This is a genomic window from Paucisalibacillus globulus, from assembly GCF_900184735.1.
GTDB classification, from domain to species: domain Bacteria; phylum Bacillota; class Bacilli; order Bacillales; family Amphibacillaceae; genus Ornithinibacillus; species Ornithinibacillus globulus_B.
The window spans coordinates 89,313-108,433 of the sequence record NZ_LT855389.1 but is presented as its reverse complement, the minus strand read 5'-3'; the positions used below and the strand labels follow the sequence as shown (position 1 = coordinate 108,433).

Genomic DNA, 19,121 nt, shown 5'->3' with positions numbered 1-19,121 from the left:
TATTATTCTGCCGCAGCTGCCTCTTCAATTGCAGAAGCTGCTTCATCAAGTCCTTCACCAGAGCTCAGATATTTATGTGCCTCAACTTGAATCGTATCTGATACAGCATTGTATTCAGGTGATACTGGACGAGCTAGTGTATTAGCTAGAGCGTTCTTGAAACCTTCATAAGAAAGCATCTCATTTCCAGCTACAACTTCTTCATCTTCCAGTAATGCATTAAATCCAGGTAGGTAACCACCTTCAGTTGCCATGATTTTTTGTCCTTCTTCACCAGATGCAAAGGCAATGAATTCCCAAGCACCCTCAATGTTTTCGGAGTTCTTATTAATACCTAGTAGCCATCCGCCTACAGAGCCACCATTTGGCAGTGGTGCAATTCCAACTTGTTCTAATGATACGGTTACCCCATCTTCTTGTCCTTTAATACGGCCAAATTGGTACGGCCAGTTACGTTCGAAAATGGCATTTCCTTGCTCGAAATTCGTATGAGATTCAGCTTCCGTGTAGTTTAATAAGTCACTTGGTGAAAAATCAGCTGTCGTAAATTTATACATCATTTCTAAACCAGCTTTTACATCGGAGTAAGCATTTGTAAATTCTGTAACGTTAACGGTTAGACCTTCGTATTGCTTAGATTGATAAAGAAATCCATATTTTGTTCCTTCTTCACCAGTATATTTTTCAGCCATAGCATATAAATCTTCATATGTGTAATCGCCACTCTCTAAAATAGCAGCATCTTCTTCACTGACAATGTCACTTCGGAAGTACAGTAGTCCTAAGTCTGGGAAGAAAGGTAATGTATATTGCTTTCCGGTATAATTACCTGAAGCCATGGAACCAGCATTAAATTGGTCTTTACTAAACCCTGCTCCGTTCATGAATACATCGATTGGTTCTAAGAAACCAGCACCAGCGAATTCACCAGCCCAAACAACGTCTAATGAAAGAACATCGTATTCACTGGATCCACTGTTTAATGAGTTTAATAGTTGATCATGCATTTGAGCAGAGTCATTTGTTAATGGATCCCACTCGACTACATATTTATCCTGACTTTCGTTAAATGCATCGATTAACGCTTGGGTCGCAGGTGTATTATCATTCTGTGCACCTAGCTTAATGGTAACTTTTTCATCTGTTGTACCAACATCCTCATTACTATTGTTATCTGAGTTTGAATCTGAATTATTTGCATCATCTCCATCTGAACATGCTGCTAAAAATAATAGTGATAAGACGATAAACGCAAAGAACAATGATTTAAATAATTTCATTTCTTGTCCCCCCTAAATTTTGTGTATTCCAAAATAAATGTTGTCTAACCTAATTGTATTGTAAAGGCTTACACGATATTATTATATTGAATTTTTAATATTTTTATAAATAAATTAAGGTTGGGGAGAGTGGAAATGAGAACGTTATTGACCATTCAGCAAGATGTGATTAAGCAATTTTTGATGACAAGACAAGAAAATGAAGAATCCTTCTTTGCGCATCCTTCTTACCAGTTAGAACAGGAGCTGCTCCACTGGATTACACAAGCTAACGTTGAAAAAGCTAAAATTGTCCTTGACAAAATTAATAATCTGGAAAGGGCCAGGTTATCTAGCAATCCTGTTCGTTCTTTAAAGAATTCGCTAATTTGTTCATGTACCTTGTTTACAAGGGCAATTATTAAAGCAGGGGTAACCCCTGAATATGCATTTGATTTGAGTGATGTTTATATACGAGAAGTTGAAAAGGTAGATACCTCAAAGGAATTAAAGAAGCTAGAATATGAAATGGTTATTACGTTTATTAAAGCTGTAAGTGATTACAGAAGAGATCCCTATCAAAATGATGTGGTGGATAAAGCAATCCATTATATTCATGACCATATTTTGCACCCTATAACGTTAGCAGAAGTTGCAGAAGAAGCGAATGTAAGTCCTAACTATTTATCTAGTTTATTTAGAAAAGTTGTAGGAGTTCCATTAATAGAATATATAAATAGGAAGAAAATAGAGGAATCAAAATACTTCTTGGAACACACCAACTCATCCTTATTAGACATCGCATTACTATTTGCCTTCAACGATCAGAGCTATTACACCGCATTGTTCCGAAAATATAATGGAATAACACCTAAAAAGTATCGACAACTTGGAAGTAATAATAAAAGTCTTTCTAAATAGGAGGAATACATGAAGAAAAACTTAAGTCTCATGTTTCTAGTAGTGCTATTAATATTGGGCGGATGTGTATTTCACCCCCAGCCTAATTTGCAAGGATTTTACCAGAGTGAAGAGGATATAAATGGATACTTTGTACAACTTACCGTGCAACAAGATGATAGTAGTTTTGTAGAATATATTGATAATAGAGAAGTTGATAAAGGGAATGTTATAAAGAAAGAGGACGGTAGATATTTATTGGAAGGTGAACATCAATCTATTGATGTCTATTTAAATTAGGATAACTCATTCGATATAGTTGTTAAAAAGTTAAATAATGGAAATCCAATTAAAATGGTACATACCAATGATGTTCCAGTATACTTTCCAAAATACTTTGATGATGTTGATTTTTACCAGACATTGATTGAAGAATAAGAGATTTTGCTGTAAGGAAGGTGTAGGTGAGACTCTAGTAAGGATAGGGGCACAAAGGCTAAGAAGGCAAGTATAGTATCTTCGCCCTTGTGATCTTATCCGAGACTCACCTTTTGTCAGTGAATGTAGACTTACCTTCAACTATAAAACAAAATAATAAACACAAAGAAAATGGAACAAACTTCCTACTAAAATAAAAATATGAAATATCTCATGAAAGCCCATATGCTTAAATTCTAAAAACTTCGGTTTCAACCAGTATATTAATGCCCCGACTGTATAGGAAATACCACCAAGAAGCAATAAAACCATTCCTGTTGATGAAATTACCTTTAATAAGGCAGGACTAAAAAATATAATAATCCAACCCAAAATAACATAAAGAGCTGTGGATAACCAACGAGGAGCTTTAAACCAGATTAGTTTATATAATACACCAAGCAATGCTAGTCCATTAATAACAAAAAAGAGTGTCCAACCTGTAGTCCCACCAAGGCTAATTAAGCAAATGGGAGTATAAGTCCCGGCAATTAAGACAAAAATCATGGAGTGGTCAATCTTTCTTAAAAAGGCGATCACGTGGTCTTTGGCCATTACCATATGATACGTTGCTGATGCTGAATAAAGTAGTATTAAACTTACCCCAAAAATAATGACAGCTGTGATAACTAATGGCGAACCGTAATCCATCGATGCTTTAATGACTAATGCTAATAGTCCAATAAAGGAAAGTAATGCACCAAAAAGGTGGGTGAAACCATTAATGGGTTCTCTAATATAAGTGCTCAAATTAACAACACTCCCTCATGTAGTTTTAATAACTATGTATAACAATACACCCATAACATCATCTAGTCAAGGTTTACTTTTAGCGGAAATACCGTATAATAGATTAAAAACATATAGAGGTTAGATAATGAAAAATATAGATGAAATACTAGAAGGTTTACATTTGGATAATCATCTAATAGTAGATGAAATACCAGACTTAGATTTATACATGGATCAAGTCATCCAGATTTTTGAAAATAAACTCGAGCAATCCAAACGAAATGAGAAGGATAAAGTATTGACGAAAACAATGATTAATAATTACGCGAAGGGAAAATTGTTTTTTCCTATAGAGAATAAAAAATACTCTAAGAAACATCTCATTTTGATAAGCATGATCTATCAATTAAAAGGAGCACTTTCAATTAATGATATAAAGGTTACATTGGAAAAGTTAAACCAAAAGATTGTAGATGAAGACTTTGATATTGAAAAGATCTATCAAAGTTATTTAAAACTATCTAATAACCAGATTGAACGGTTTCTAGTAGATGTGGAAGAATCTACGGAAGAGGTTGCTAATGAGATTTCGTTGTTGGAAGATGACGATTTCGAGTATTTGGAGCAATTTTTATTAATCGCATCGTTAATTAACATGAGTAACTTCTATCGAAGGTTGGCTGAAAAACTAGTGGATAATTTAAATCAATCCGAAGAATAAAATAAGGTAGGCACAATAAAATGAAACTAAGTATATTAGATCAAGTTCCAATAGCATTAGGACAAACTGCTCAAGACGCGTTATTTGAAACGATAAGTCTAGCTAAACTTGGTGATGAATTAGGGTATCATCGGTATTGGGTCGCAGAGCACCATGATCTGAATGGTCTTGCATGCCCTGCTCCTGAAGTAATGCTAGGACTGATCGGAGCACAAACAACAAATATTAGAATTGGTGCAGGTGCTATTTTACTTCCTCACTATAAACCATTTAAGGTAGCGGAAACGTTTAATTTACTTGCTACTATGTATCCAAATAGGGTAGACCTTGGGCTTGGGAGATCGCCAGGTGGGTCGGCTGAGTCATCGGTTGCATTGTCTGGTAATTTTCTAGAGAATGTACGCAGGATGCCTGAACTGTTAGATGAACTACTTCACTTCTTGAATGATGATTTTGAGACTGGACATATGTTTTCAACAATAAAACCCTCCCCTGTTCCAGACGTGTTACCAGTACCTTGGCTACTAGGAACCAGTGAAAAAAGTGCAGTGTTGGCAGCTGAGAAAGGTATGAATTATGCATTTGGCCATTTTATGAGTGAAGTAGATGCAAAGCCTATCCTTTCTAAGTATAAATCTATTTTAAATGAAAAATATCCGAAGAAGACTAAAGAGATTATCATGGCAGTCCAGGTGATTTGTGCAGAGACATCAGAACAAGCAGAACAAATAGCACTGAAAAGCTTTGTATGGAGCAGGAGTAGGGGGGAATATAGTAACTCTTCTGATTATATGGAAGGTATTCTAACGAAGGAACAACTTGATGAATTCGAAAATGCGAAACAGAAAATGATTATCGGAAATCCTTCAGAAGTAAAAAGGATACTAAGTGAGTTACAGCAATTACACCAGGTGGATGAGTTTATGATATTAACAAATACACCTACATATACTGAGAGACAAAAATCTTATGAATTACTTGCAGAAGTTATCATGGAATAGTTTTTTTAAAAAAGAGGCTGGGACAAAAGAGTTTTAGTTGATTAAAATCCGAACGAACATGAAAAGCGCATAGACCCGCTCCGGAAATATACTACGCTTTCCGCGGGCGGCTGGTGAGCCTCCTCAGAGCTAAAGCTCTTCCGGGGTCTCACCGATGCCCTACGCTTTCCGCGGGCGGCTGGTGAGCCTCCTCAGAGCTAAAGCTCTTCCGGGGTCTCACCGATGCCTATCCTCCCGCAGGAGTCTCCGTATATTTCCGGAGCTGATGTGGCGTTACGTTCAGGTTTTCAACTTATACTTTTAGTTATGTCCCAGCCTCTTTTATTTTTTCTATAATGTATTGGATGAATAGTGTATTGCAAAACCAAGGAAAATTGTCCAATTACTTCCAACAATATATTAACTTTAATACTATAGACGAATACATGCTTTTTTAGATATAGTAAAGTGGGCATATTTCTATAAGGCTCTGATTATATTTATAGGGACAAGTTTATAGAGATATTTAACATGATTAGATTTTAAAGTGAGGGTATAACATGTATGAATGGGTAACAAATATTATGGAGCAATTTGGATATTTGGGTATATTTTTTATGATGGCACTTGAAAATGTTTTCCCACCAATACCATCCGAGATTGTTCTTCCTTTCAGTGGATTTATGACGACGAATTCTGAACTTACCGTCACAGGTGTCATTATCACCGCAACTAGTGGTTCGGTGTTAGGGGCTATCATTCTTTATGGAATTGGTTTACTGATTGATGTGGAGCGGTTAGAGAAAATTGTTGATAAATGGGGCCATATTATCCGAATAAAAAAAGAGGATATCCATAAGGCGGATAGCTGGTTTGACAAATACGGTTATTGGACTGTACTATTTTGTAGGATGATTCCGCTAATAAGAAGTTTAATTTCTATTCCAGCTGGGATGTCCAATATGAACTTTACCCTCTTTCTTACTTTTACATTAATTGGAACGTTGATTTGGAATATCATTCTTATTATGATTGGCGTTACACTTGGTGAAAATTGGGATAGTATTTTAGGATTTATGGATATGTACTCTAATATCACATATGCAGTTATTGCGGTTGCAATTGTTATATTTGTGATTATGTTTGTTAGAAAAAGGATTAGAAAATAAAGGGGAATACACATGGAATTTATTGAAATGATTAAGGCAATAATCCTAGGATTGGTAGAAGGGTTGACAGAATTTGCTCCTGTGTCTTCAACAGGACATATGATTCTTGTTGATGATATGTGGCTGAAATCGGAAGAGTCCTTAGGGAAATATCCTGCCAATACGTTTAAAATCGTTATTCAATTGGGATCTATTCTGGCTGTAGTTGTTGTATTTTGGAAGAGATTTGTCGATTTATTAGGACTCAATCGAATTCTGAATAAAAATGCTGTTGTTAGTAAACAACGTTTAAAATTATCACAAGTGATAGTTGGGTTAATTCCAGCAGGAGTATTTGGTGTGTTATTTGAAGATTATATTGATGAATACTTATTCTCAACCGAAACGGTATTAATAGGATTAGTATTGGGAGCGATCTTAATGATAATTGCTGATCGCTATGCTGCAAAAGACCCTTCAGCAAAATCTGTAGATCAAATTACTTACAAACAAGCGCTAAGTGTTGGATTAATTCAATGTTTCTCTCTATGGCCAGGATTCTCTAGATCTGGTGCTACCATCTCTGGTGGGGTTTTAGTGGGCATGAGTCATAGAGCTGCTGCTGACTTTACATTCATTATGGCAGTACCGATAATGGCAGGGGCAAGTTTCTTGTCACTACTGAAAAACTGGCAGTACTTTGAGGCTGATGCAATTCCATTCTTTATATTAGGTTTTATTAGTGCATTTATCTTTGCGTTAATTTCGATAAAGTTCTTCTTGAAACTAATTGATCGAATTAAATTAACTCCATTTGCAATATATCGCATTGTGTTAGTGTTAATTATTGTAATTTTTTTCTTATAGGTGAAAAATAGTGAGGGAATTTCTCTCACTATTTTTTTATGCGAAAAAATTAGTATCATAATTGGAATAAGTTCATAGTCTGTATCATAACAATTTATTATATTGTAAACCTGTTATATAAAAGGTGGTGGACTCCTATGTATAATAAAACAGAAAGATGCCCAGAATGTGGCGATTATGTCGAGAATCTGGGATTTACAATTGAATGTGAATATTGCTTATCTAAAAAGGAAGAGTAATTTTTTTTGGGAATATTGTTATATAACAACGTGTTAAAAAGTTTATTGTGATATAACAAAAGGGGTGTTTATATGAAGACCAAAGCTATTTGTTCTAGCTATGTATCAAATCAACAAGAGATTCTAACAGACGGGGCATTAGAATTTCTTACGGAACTTCATCTTCACTTTAACCATGTTAGGCTAACATTGTTAGAGAATAGGAAGGTATTTCAACAACAGTTAAATGAGGGCCATATATTGGACTTTCTAAGCGAAACAGCTAATATTCGTCATAGTAACTGGACTATTGACCCTTTACCTTCAGACCTATTGGATAGAAGAGTAGAAATAACTGGTCCAGTTAATCGGAAAATGATTATAAATGCGCTGAATTCAGGTGCAAACGTCTTTATGGCTGACTTTGAGGATGCATCCTCCCCAACCTGGAAAAACATGATCGATGGACAGCTGAATCTTCGTGATGCAATCCGTAGAGAGATAGATTTTACAGCAGAGAATGGAAAGGCTTATAAATTAAATAAAAAGACAGCCACACTTATTGTACGTCCAAGAGGCTGGCATCTAGTAGAAAAGAACTTAGAGGTAAATGGAGAGAAGATGTCTGCTAGTTTGGTGGATTTTGGATTATATTTTTATCATAATGCCAAGAGTTTAATCCAGAATGGAACTGGTCCGTATTTCTACTTGCCAAAGATAGAACATTATCAGGAAGCAAGGCTTTGGAATGATGTGTTTATATTTGCTCAAGAATGGCTCGGAATACCAAAGGGAACCATTAAAGCAACTGTATTAATTGAGACCATTACCGCGGCATTTGAAATGGAGGAAATTCTGTATGAATTAAGGGAACATTCTTCAGGGTTAAATTGTGGTAGATGGGATTACATCTTTAGTTTTATTAAGAAATTCCAACAGCAAAAGGATATCGTATTACCAGATCGTGCTTCTATTACAATGGAATCACCGTTTATGCGAGCATACTCCTTATTAGCAATTAAAACTTGCCACAAACGAAATGCACCAGCAATCGGTGGAATGGCTGCTCAAATTCCTGTGAAAAATGATGTTACAGCAAATAAGCTTGCTTTTGCCAAAGTGCGAGCAGATAAGGAAAGGGAAGTTCGTGATGGGCATGACGGTACATGGGTCGCTCATCCCGGCATGGTACCTCTTGTTAAAGAAATCTTTGATAGGAGTATGCCTAAATGCAATCAAGTCGATAAGAAACTAGACAATAATATTACGAGTAAGGACTTATTAGAGATTCCGGTAGGAGATATTACGGAAGAAGGGCTTCGTACGAATGTGAACGTTTCAATCGAATATCTTGCTGCATGGTTAAGAGGTAGAGGTGCAGTTCCTATTAACAATCTAATGGAAGATGCTGCCACTGCAGAGATTTCTCGGGCACAAGTTTGGCAATGGATGAGGTGCCCTAAAGGGATATTAACGGATGGAAGACCAGTGACGGGTGATTTAGTTGAGGAGATTATTGCGGAAGAAGTGGAAGAAATGCATTACAAGATAGGTAATTCTATACAGAATAAAGATGCTTTATTAAGTGCAACAAAAGTTTTCAAAAGTTTGGTTCAAAATGATGAATTTATTGACTTCTTAACATTACCTGCCTATGAGGAATTGATAAAAGAAGGGAGAAAAGCTCTATGAGTAATTCGCGTATAAATAATTTAATAAAGGATTGGGAAGAGAATATTCGTTGGGAAGGGATTGAAAGACCCTATACAGCAGAAGATGTTATCCGGTTACGGGGTTCCATTGATATCGAATATACATTAGCCACTAGAGGTGCAGAGAAGTTATGGGAAATGGTAAATAGTGATTCTTATGTCAAAGCTCTAGGTGCACTTACGGGAAACCAAGCTGTCCAACAGGTTAAAGCTGGATTAAAGGCAATTTACTTGAGTGGTTGGCAGGTAGCAGCAGATGCAAATGTTGCAGGTCAAATGTATCCTGATCAAAGTCTTTATCCTGTAAACAGTGTACCAACCGTTGTAAAACGGATAAATCGGGCACTCCAGAGAGCAGACCAAATTCATTATTCAGAAGGAAAAGAAGAAGAAATTGATTGGTTTGTCCCAATTGTCGCCGATGCAGAAGCGGGCTTTGGAGGACAATTGAATGTATTTGAATTAATGAAGTCAATGATAGAAGCGGGTGCTGCGGCCGTGCATTTCGAGGACCAATTATCATCAGAGAAAAAATGCGGTCATTTAGGTGGGAAAGTTTTACTGCCAACTCAAACAGCTGTGCGAAATCTAATTGCTGCTAGATTTGCAGCAGATGTTATGGGAACACCTACTTTAATTATTGCTAGAACGGATGCGAATGCTGCTGATTTAATTACAAGTGATGTAGATCCTACTGACAGTGAATTCATCACAGGTGAGCGAACCGCAGAGGGCTTTTTCAGAACGAAGGCTGGAATTGAACAGGCAATTGCTAGAGGAATTGCCTATGCACCTTATGCAGATTTAATCTGGTGCGAAACGGCAGAGCCTAGTTTAGAAGAGGCCAAACAGTTTGCTGATGCCCTTCATGAAAAATTCCCAGATAAATTACTTGCATACAATTGTTCCCCGTCCTTTAATTGGAAGCAAAAATTATCAGACTCTCAGATTGGGAGTTTTCAAGATGAACTTTCAAAAATGGGATATAAGTTCCAATTTGTAACATTAGCCGGATTCCATGCACTTAACTATAGTATGTTTGAACTTGCGAGAAAGTATAAAGAGACTGGTATGGCTGCCTATTCCGAACTGCAACAAAATGAATTTCAAAGTGAAGAATTTGGCTATACTGCTACAAGGCATCAACGAGAAGTTGGTACGGGATACTTTGATGAAGTAGCACAGGTTATTTCAGGAGGAACTTCTTCAACTGTAGCATTAAAAGGATCTACGGAAGAAGCTCAGTTTTAGGTTTTATCCCTAAATAGGGTTGCGGAGGGGGGCAGCCTCTAACATTCTACACTAGCAATAAGCTAATTAGATTGTTAGGGTGCTGTCTCTAATACATTTTAGTGCTCCTTAATCATAGTCTTAATACCTAGTCCTACACTTTGAAATCTATTTGTAACAAAACAATAATACTAGTGAAATTTATTGATGTTATACTTTTTAAGACTAAAGTAATAGATTTAATAGACAGTATACATAGACAACATCTAGTAGTTTAATAGAATGTCTAGAAAGTGGGGAAGAAAGTGAAAAAGTCTTTCGTTACAATTGCTACAGTAATCGTAATTGGTGTAACCAGTAATTTAGCTGTTGATTCTGTATACGCGGAACCTAACTTACAACAAATTCAGGATGATCGTTCTGAAGTTCAAAATAAACTATCCAAGGCTGAAGCAGAGATTGCAACAGTTCTAACAGAAATAGAAGAATTAAATGAAAAAATTAAAGAGGTTGAGAGTGCTCTAAAATCGAATCAAAAAATGATCGATGAAACAAATGCACAAGTTAAAACAACCGAAGAAGAAATTGCAAAATTACAAGAAGAAATTGAAAAGCGTTATGACATACTAAGTAATCGTATGGTTAACTACCAAAAAAATGGTGGTAATATTGGCTTTCTAGATGTGATTTTTGGTTCTTCTAGTTTCACAGACTTTATTAGTCGTGTAACAGCAGTAAATAAAATTACATCATCAGATCAAGATTTAGTCGATCAGCTTGAAGCGGATAAAACTAAGGTTGCTGAGAAACTTGTTGAGTTATCTGAATTACAAACAGAGCTAGAAGGAATGCAACAAACTATCCTAACTCAAAAAGAAGATAATGAGGCTAGAAAAAGTGACTTAAAAGCTAAAGAGCAAAATCTACAAGCTAAAATAGATGATTTACAAATGGAGGATAGCCGATTAGCTACTCTACAAGCAGAAGTTAATCGCAAGATTGCTGCCCAACATGCTGCGGCTAACCCAGTTGTTGCAGGTTCAACTAATGGGTCTGGCTCAAATGGTTCATTAACTACGCTAAGTAAGAAAGAAACAAAAACGAAAAGTGCGCCTGTTGTATCTGGTAATGTAGTTCAAACGGCTATCAATGCTGGATATCCACATTTAGGAACTCCTTATGTGTGGGCTGGTAAAGGGCCTGGTGGATTTGACTGTTCTGGTTTCGTTTCATGGGCTTATGGACAAGCTGGTGTCTCCTTACCATCAAGCACTGCAGCAATGCAATACTCAGGAACAAAAGTTTCTTATAGTGATATAAGACCTGGAGACTTAGTATTCTTTAATACGTACAAGACAAATGGACACGTTGGAATTTATGTTGGAAATGGTAAATTCATTGGTGCTCAGAACTCTACAGGGCTAGCTGTTGCTGATATGTCCTCTGGATACTGGAAAAACCATTTTTCAGGTCATGTAAGAAGAGTAGTAAAATAATAAAATTAAAAGACTACTATATATAGGGGGTCAGATTTCTCAGTAAGCTGGGATATCTGACCCTTTGTTATTATCAGAGATAAAAAAGCAAATGATAAAAGACTGCATAAATAGACAATTACATCGAAGAATAATTGATACTACGTCAATTTACTATAAGAAAGGATTACATATGAAGAAGCAATCCTATCACAATCCAGTTTTTTATGTATCTGCAATCATAATTTCTATACTCGTTCTTTTAGGGGCAATTTTACCTAAGAAATTCGGGGAAGTAGCTCAATCCTTATTTAATTTTACGACAGTTAATTTTGGTTGGCTTTACTTACTTGCTGTTTTTGCGTTTGTCATGTTTTTAATTGGTCTATCCATAAGCAAATACGGAAAAATTCGTTTGGGACCTCAAAAATCAAGACCTGAATATCCATTTTTTACTTGGATTGGAATGTTGTTTTCGGCTGGTTTTGGATCTGGTCTGGTATTCTGGGGTGTTGCGGAGCCGATGTCCCATTTTTTTATAACTCCTTTTCCTGACTTAATTAGTAAATCAGACGATGCAGCAAGAATAGCAATGGGGTATGGTTTTTTTCACTGGGGGATTAGCCAATGGTCTGTATTTGCAGTGGTTGGATTAATCATTGCATATAATCAATTTAAAAAAGAGAAGAATGGTCTAATTTCTACTTCTATTAAACCTATTGTAGGTGGTAATAGTATCGTTCGTAATACAATTGACTCCTTAGCTGTAATTGCTACAGTAATGGGAGTAGCAACCTCCTTAGGACTTGGAATATTACAAATGAATGGGGGTCTAAACAGCAGCTTTGGTTTACCGAACTCGACTTGGATTCAATTAATTATTGCGGTTATAATGCTAGTTCTTTACTTATTATCATCTAGTACAGGGCTAAATAAAGGGATTAAGTGGTTAAGTAATATTAATTTAGGTTTATGTTTAATTTTATTGTTGTTTGTCTTCTTTGCAGGACCAACTGTATTTATTTTGAACTCCTTTGTACTAGGTTTGGGAGATTATTTAACAAATTTTATTGAGTATAGTCTCCGATTAACTCCATATAGAGGTGGGCACTGGGTAAGAGACTGGACTATATTCTATTGGGCTTGGGCTATTGCTTGGTCCCCATTTGTTGGTGCATTTATTGCAAGGGTTTCAAGGGGGAGGACCATAAGAGAATTTGTTTTTGGAGTTTTAATTGTTCCTCCTGTTATTGCATGTTTATGGGTAGCTGTGTTTGGAGGAACTGCACTAAACAGTGACCTAAATGGAGGTACCAAGATTGCAGAAGCTGTGAATGAAGATGTGGCAGTTGCATTATTTGAGACTTTTAAAATATTGCCAATCTCTAGTGTTCTTTCAGTTCTAGCTATCTTGTTAATTTTCACTTTCTTGGTTACATCAGCAGATTCAGCGACTTATATTTTGAGCAGTATGACTTCAAAGGGGAGTATAAACCCTTCATTGTTTGTAAAGATAGTATGGGGTGTATTAATAACCGCCATTGCAGTGGTACTTTTGTTAGCAGGAGGATTAGATGCATTGCAAACAGCCTCATTAATTACTGCATTACCATTCACGATTATTCTGGTTATTATTGTTATTGCTTTTCTAAAGATTCTGAAGTCAAACCACAACAACTTAGAATAAAGTTATTGAAAAGAAATAGCTTCTCAAGTAAGAGGAGCTATTTCTTTTGGTTTTAAAAAGCTGGTAAAAAACAACGTAGTAAATCCAACCGTACCCACAAGTAATGCAGAGTAGAATATAGTTGTTTCCGAAATAACGACGGACCCTACCAGAATGATTAAACTATCGAAAAATAATATAAAAATGCCGACATTGATCGATGTTTTTTTTGATAAGAGTAATGCAATAAGGGCCATTCCACCACTGCTAACATGGTTAATAAGTAATATACTGATTCCAATACCGATAATGAAGCCACCACTTAAACTACTAATAAAGATTGGGACTGATGAGTGGGTTGAGATAGGGCGAAGCAAATCTATTAAGAAAGACGAAACTAATAGTCCATGGATTCCGTTATAAAATAAACTGCGTTCGTGAAAGAATGCTATGAGATAGAGTGGGGAACTTAATATAATAATGGTTAATCCTGGTTGGAAATCAAAAGCATATTTTCCAATTAAACCGACGCCTATTAACCCACCTTCAACTAGATGATGCGGTATTACAAAATAATTAATGCCTATAGCAATTAGTGTACTTCCGATTAAAATTGCTAGTGCTTTCCGTATCATAATCTAACCACCTTGTACAAGCGTTACAATTTATTGTATGAGAGGCTTGTACAAAACATGAAAACGAAGAAATATTTGTAGACTGATTGTATTAGATAGAATATAATTATGATAGGGAGGTAGGTGATTCTGATGGGAAGGTAAATTTGAATCAAATAACTTTTGCAGATGTATCGGTTTCCCTTTGTGTGGAATCATCTACGATATGGTCGGATTAACGTATGTATTTTTTAATTAATCAGGAGGTGAAATCCTCCGTATCACTTGGATACGAGGATCTTAATTGGATATAGTAAACTTACTTTGGGTTGCTGCATTGATACTGTTAACTGCTTTCTTTGTAGCAACCGAATTTGCCATTGTAAAGGTCCGTTCTAGCCGAATAGATCAATTGATTGAAGAAGGTAATTCAAAAGCAATTAGCTTAAAAAAAATAGATGATAATCTTGATGTATTTATTAATGTATGCCAAATCGGGATCACAATAACTGCATTGGGACTCGGATGGCTAGGAAAGAGTCCGATTGAAACAGCGTTCCGTGCCCTTTTTGAGGATGCTGGTTTAACAAGCTCGGTTGGATTTTTGTCATTTTTAATTGCTTTTTTCATTATTATGTTTTTACGTATAGTTATTGGCGAATTAGTACCGAAGGCAATAGCAACAAATAAAGCAGAAGCAATGGCATTAGCTTTAGCAAAGCCATTATTAATGGTCCGTATTATCTTATACCCTATTTTATTTATTTTAAACGGAACAGCAAAACTGTTTGTACGTTTACTGGGCATAAAACCTGTTGAAGGAAATGAAAATGCTCATTCAGAAGAAGAACTCCGTCTCATTCTTTCTGAGAGTTACAAAAATGGTGAAATAAACAAAGCTGAGATGATGTATGTAAACAATATCTTTGAATTTGACGAACGTGTTGCTCGAGAGATTATGGTACCACGTACTGAAATGGTCTGCTTTTTTAAAGAAGATAGTTATGAAACTAATATAAATGTAATCCGAGAGGGTCAATATACCAGATACCCTGTTGCTGATCAGGATAAAGATCATATTATTGGCTTAGTTAATATTAAGGAACTATTCACTGGTCATATTACTAGTGAGAAAGAATCGATTTTGCCTCATATTCGCCCTATTATACATGTTTCAGAATCAACACCAATTAAACAAGTTCTATTAAGAATGCAAAAGGAACGTATTCATATGGCAATTGTAGTTGATGAATACGGTGGAACTGCTGGTTTAATTACGGTTGAGGATATACTTGAAGAAATAGTCGGTGACATCAGAGATGAATTTGATGTTCATGAAACACCTATGATCGAAGAACAAGAAAATGGGTCTGTGGTAGTAGATGGTAAGTTACTATTATATGAAGTAAATGAATTCCTAGGTACAGATCTAGATGAAGAGGAAGTTGACACGATAGCTGGTTGGGTTATCAATCATAATGTTGAAGCTAAAAAAGGTACAACAGTTGAACATGACGGCTATCAATTCATCGTAGAAGAAAATGATGGTTATCAAATTAAAAAGATTCGTATCGTAAAAGTATAATGAATATGGTAAAAGACAAACCAGCTTGGTTTGTCTTTTTTTGTAATTAATTTTTATTTCTTTGAAACCTTTAAAGATATTAATCGTAAATGAGTATAAAGACATGTTATAATAATATAAATTATCAAACTTTTATCACTATTAGGGGGATTTTAGAGATGGAAAATATTAGACTAGCTAAAGAAGCACTTAACCGTGTAATCTACGGAAAAGAGGACGTTGTTGATCTACTATTCACAGCATTATTCGCTGGGGGTCATGTTCTACTAGAAAGTGTTCCGGGAACTGGTAAAACTAAACTAGCAAAGAGTTTTGCAAAAGTAATGAACGGAGAATTTAATCGTGTTCAATTCACACCAGATGTACTTCCTAGTGATGTAACTGGTATTCGATTCTTTAATCCAAAGACACAGGAATTCGAACTGCGTGTTGGTCCAGTAGTATCTAATGTACTACTAGCGGATGAAATTAACCGAGCAACGCCAAAGACACAGTCTAGTTTGTTGGAAGTGATGGAAGAATATCAATCAACTATCGATGGAGAAACGATTAAAGTAGAGGCACCTTTTGTTGTTATTGCTACTCAAAACCCAGTAGAGAGTAACTATGGTACATTCCCTTTACCTGAGGCACAACTTGACCGTTTCTTATTTAGAGTGGATATTGGATATCCAACAAAAGAGGAAGAAAAACAAATTCTAACTACATATCGTACTAGTGATCCATATGAAGAAATTACACCAGTATTATCATTAGAAGAAATCCGTTTAATACAAGAAGATATTAAACAAATTACGATTTCAGATGTTGTTTACGATTATCTGTTAGATTTAGTTCATGCTTCAAGAAATCATCATGAGGTAGAATTAGGAATCAGTCCAAGGGGAATGTTGGCCCTTATGCGTGCTACACAGGCTCGGGCATACTTAAGAGGGAGAGAATACGTAACTCCAGATGATATCAAAACGCTAACACCTTATGTATTCGAACATCGTTTAATCTTAACCATGGAGGGCTCGATAAAAAAGACATCAGAACAAATTGTACAAGAGATTCTGGAGGCAGTACCTGTGCCAGTTGAAGAAGGGGCAGTTACACAATGACATGGAGAAAGGAAGCTGGAACAGAGGATTCTAGAAGCTTTGACTATATCTTTTTAGCATTATTGGTGTTCTTTGTTATCGGGGTTATTTTTAGATCTGCTGTTGTTTTTATCGCAGTTGGTATTTTTGCAGCGTATCTTATCGCCTATAAAATTTATAATAAAAGTGTGGAGAAGAGCCTTTCTTTAAAGAATAAACCCCGGGCAATTAAGCTTTTTCCAGGAGAAGAAATTAATTTTAAAATGGAGATCGAAAATCGTTCTACATTTCCACTTATTAATGGAGAATTAACATTTCAGATTGGTTCAGCTATTAAGGCATATACACTAGTAAAAGATGAGAAGGAATACTGGAGGGAAATAAAACTTCCCCTATCCATGATTCAGAAAAAGAAAACGGTGCTTGAATTTCCAGTGCGTGCAGAGCAACGTGGTGTGGCTAGGGTTAAAAATATATCCTATGATTTTCCACATCTACTAAATTTTAATAGACTTAGATTACGATACTATGATTTTTATCAAACGGAATTTATTGTATATCCCAAATTACTTCCAGTGCAAGGAGCAAATGCCGTATTTCACATGATGCCGGGAGAAAGTAGGTTAAATTACTCTCCATTTGAGGATGTGCAAAGCCCACTTGGAACTCGGGATTATAGCTACAGTGATCCTTTCCATAAAATCAATTGGAAAGCAACGGTTAAAACACAGAAAATGCAGACTAACATTTACGAAAAGGTAGTAGACCGAACATTTGTGTTTGTCATTAATTTAGGAACAGAAAATGATAAAAATATGGTGAGTTTCAATAAAAATCTAGAGAACCTACTATCTTATACGGCATTTCTTAGCGAATATGCCACAAAGATGAGAATACCGTTTGAAATCTATATTAATGCAAGAAAGCCTGGAAAAGTACCTTATGTGCATTTACACGAGGGGGAAGGAAAAACTCACTACATGCATGCCTTAGAAATGCTTGCTAGGGTACATAAACAGGCTCCAATTCTACCATTTAATAAGATGCTTTTCCAAATTGGAAAGCAGTCTATTAAGCCAAAAACCATTATTTTCATAGGTGACCTTCCTGCAGGTTCGATCGATATGATGAATTCATGGAAACAAGTACAAAATAGTGTATATCAAGTAGTGGAAGGAGAAGGTGGAGCAGGTATTCGACCGGTTGCAAGGGAGGCAATGAGGAATGCAACATAATCATCCACTTATTGCCTACGCATACCATTTCTTAAGTGAAGCTATTATCTTATTTATGGTATTTATACCTGTACTCTATCACCGATATTTTTTTGTACCGTATTGGAGTTATCTAGCTGTTATTGCTTTAGCTTGTGTGGTTTTTACATTAATTAAAAAGTTCAATGCAAATTTATTTGTGTATGTATTGATTGCGCCAGTTTTAATTGGGATTTTCTTTTTTCTAGATTATCCGATTTTAATCGTTATTCTTTTATCTGGTTTATTAGTTTGGCGATATATGGCTATACAGAATCAAGAACAAATTAGAAGAGAGCCTCTTTATATACTATTAACTGTATTTGCCACAATTTTTGTGAGTATTTTTGTTCATGATAGTAAATTTATGATATACCCTTTTTTGCAGTTTATCATACTGTTTTTTGGCTATATCACTAGTCATTTGGTACATGTTGTTAAAGAAGATCGGAAACAAATTGATCGTAAAATCCCAGGGTATTTTATAGGCTTACTTATTGCAGGGGCTGGATTATTTCTTTCTACTTACCCTTTACTTCGTAGTATTACAGTTACCCTATGGGATGGACTGATTCTTGTGGCAAGTAGTACTATTCTTGGTGTTTCTAACTTCTTGGGATTTTGGGAGGTTGAAAAAAGAGGTTGGCCAGACCAAGACCCTGACAAGATAACACATGATGGTTATGGTTATATGGCACCGGATGAAAGTGTTCTTAAAGAAATGTCAGGATTATTAGTCTTTGCTATTGCTGTAGTGTTGTTATTTGTTCTTGTACTTCTAGCTATTTCTTTTGTGAAAAGGCAAGTGAAGAGACGATTTATTAAAGTAGAAGTTCAGGAAGCTATGTTAAATAGCCCCATTCAAATTCATCGTGATAATCTTGTTGATGAGAAGAAGTTTTCATTTTTTAATCGAAAGGTAAGAGTACCAGATAATCCTATTCGTAAGATGGTATTTCAGTTTGAGAAAAAAGCTGTTAAGCATAATAAAGGCAGAAAAGTACATGAAACAATAGAAGATTGGTTTAAACGGTTAGGAATAGAAGCAGATATTAATGTCTATCAAGGTGTTCGTTATGGTCACCTAAATGTAAGTGACTCCGAAAAGGATTTGTTACGAAAGCAATTAAAAAGTATGGAAGAGATACTTGAAGCGAAATAAAGAAATAAAGAATAGAGGTGAAAGAAGTGCGCACAAAACA

Annotated in this window: 17 protein-coding genes; 14 read left to right on the top strand and 3 right to left on the bottom strand. The window is 35.7% G+C overall.

Translation table 11 applies throughout. From position 1 onward, the window contains the following. Positions 1-2: 2 nt before the first annotated feature. The gene (locus BN999_RS09135; protein WP_096271078.1) at positions 3-1,280 is read right to left on the bottom strand and encodes an extracellular solute-binding protein; all 1,278 of its coding nucleotides are present in this window, start codon (positions 1,278-1,280) and stop codon (positions 3-5) included. A gap of 135 nt (positions 1,281-1,415) precedes the next feature. Between BN999_RS09135 and BN999_RS09130 the strand changes: the two genes are divergently transcribed. Then, positions 1,416-2,180, top strand: a complete 765-nt coding sequence (locus tag BN999_RS09130) for an AraC family transcriptional regulator (RefSeq protein WP_096271077.1) — start codon at positions 1,416-1,418, stop codon at positions 2,178-2,180. Between the two features lie 9 nt (positions 2,181-2,189). Next, positions 2,190-2,459 (top strand): hypothetical protein, encoded by a 270-nt coding sequence (locus BN999_RS09125; protein WP_096271076.1) that lies wholly within the window; start codon positions 2,190-2,192, stop codon positions 2,457-2,459. 279 nt (positions 2,460-2,738) lie between these two features. On the opposite strand, the gene trhA is transcribed toward BN999_RS09125, so the two are convergent. Then, a complete protein-coding gene (gene trhA, locus BN999_RS09120; RefSeq protein WP_096271075.1) occupies positions 2,739-3,386 on the bottom strand; it encodes a PAQR family membrane homeostasis protein TrhA in 648 nt (215 codons plus the stop codon). A gap of 127 nt (positions 3,387-3,513) precedes the next feature. On the opposite strand from trhA, the gene BN999_RS09115 reads away from it, so the two are divergent. The 8 genes from BN999_RS09115 to BN999_RS09080 all read left to right on the top strand — a co-directional run bounded on the left by BN999_RS09115 (position 3,514) and on the right by BN999_RS09080 (position 13,406). Beyond that, a complete protein-coding gene (locus BN999_RS09115) occupies positions 3,514-4,089 on the top strand; it encodes a DUF1836 domain-containing protein (protein WP_096271074.1) in 576 nt (191 codons plus the stop codon). Positions 4,090-4,109: 20 nt separating this feature from the next. After that, the gene (locus BN999_RS09110) at positions 4,110-5,090 is read left to right on the top strand and encodes an LLM class flavin-dependent oxidoreductase (protein ID WP_096271073.1); all 981 of its coding nucleotides are present in this window, start codon (positions 4,110-4,112) and stop codon (positions 5,088-5,090) included. Positions 5,091-5,629: 539 nt separating this feature from the next. Continuing rightward, complete coding sequence (locus BN999_RS09105) at positions 5,630-6,238, top strand: DedA family protein (RefSeq protein WP_096271072.1); 609 nt, start codon at positions 5,630-5,632, stop codon at positions 6,236-6,238. 12 nt (positions 6,239-6,250) lie between these two features. After that, entirely contained in the window at positions 6,251-7,084 is an 834-nt protein-coding gene (locus BN999_RS09100; protein WP_096271071.1) for an undecaprenyl-diphosphate phosphatase, read from the top strand. A gap of 311 nt (positions 7,085-7,395) precedes the next feature. After that, complete coding sequence (gene aceB / locus BN999_RS09095) at positions 7,396-8,994, top strand: malate synthase A (RefSeq protein WP_096271070.1); 1,599 nt, start codon at positions 7,396-7,398, stop codon at positions 8,992-8,994. Then, the gene (aceA, locus tag BN999_RS09090) at positions 8,991-10,265 is read left to right on the top strand and encodes an isocitrate lyase (RefSeq protein ID WP_096271069.1); all 1,275 of its coding nucleotides are present in this window, start codon (positions 8,991-8,993) and stop codon (positions 10,263-10,265) included. The genes aceB and aceA overlap by 4 nt, the downstream gene beginning before the upstream one ends. Before the next feature lie 284 nt (positions 10,266-10,549). Next, on the top strand, positions 10,550-11,740 hold the full coding sequence (locus BN999_RS09085; protein ID WP_096271068.1) for a C40 family peptidase: 1,191 nt from the start codon (positions 10,550-10,552) through the stop codon (positions 11,738-11,740). A 172-nt stretch (positions 11,741-11,912) separates the two neighbouring features. Beyond that, a complete protein-coding gene (locus tag BN999_RS09080) occupies positions 11,913-13,406 on the top strand; it encodes a BCCT family transporter (protein ID WP_096271104.1) in 1,494 nt (497 codons plus the stop codon). Between the two features lie 23 nt (positions 13,407-13,429). Here the strand turns inward: BN999_RS09080 and BN999_RS09075 are convergent, their stop codons facing one another. Continuing rightward, positions 13,430-14,020: a YitT family protein gene (locus BN999_RS09075; protein WP_096271067.1), complete on the bottom strand. Its 591-nt coding sequence runs from the start codon at positions 14,018-14,020 to the stop codon at positions 13,430-13,432. A 283-nt stretch (positions 14,021-14,303) separates the two neighbouring features. On the opposite strand from BN999_RS09075, the gene BN999_RS09070 reads away from it, so the two are divergent. The 4 genes from BN999_RS09070 (at position 14,304) to BN999_RS09055 (ending at position 19,081) form a co-directional block, all read left to right on the top strand. After that, positions 14,304-15,584, top strand: coding sequence for a hemolysin family protein (locus BN999_RS09070; RefSeq protein WP_096271066.1), 1,281 nt, complete (start codon positions 14,304-14,306; stop codon positions 15,582-15,584). A gap of 158 nt (positions 15,585-15,742) precedes the next feature. Then, entirely contained in the window at positions 15,743-16,687 is a 945-nt protein-coding gene (locus BN999_RS09065; protein WP_096271065.1) for an AAA family ATPase, read from the top strand. Then, positions 16,684-17,901, top strand: a complete 1,218-nt coding sequence (locus BN999_RS09060) for a DUF58 domain-containing protein (RefSeq protein WP_096271064.1) — start codon at positions 16,684-16,686, stop codon at positions 17,899-17,901. The genes BN999_RS09065 and BN999_RS09060 overlap by 4 nt, the downstream gene beginning before the upstream one ends. Further along, positions 17,891-19,081, top strand: coding sequence for a hypothetical protein (locus BN999_RS09055; RefSeq protein WP_096271063.1), 1,191 nt, complete (start codon positions 17,891-17,893; stop codon positions 19,079-19,081). The genes BN999_RS09060 and BN999_RS09055 overlap by 11 nt, the downstream gene beginning before the upstream one ends. Positions 19,082-19,121: the final 40 nt, after the last annotated feature.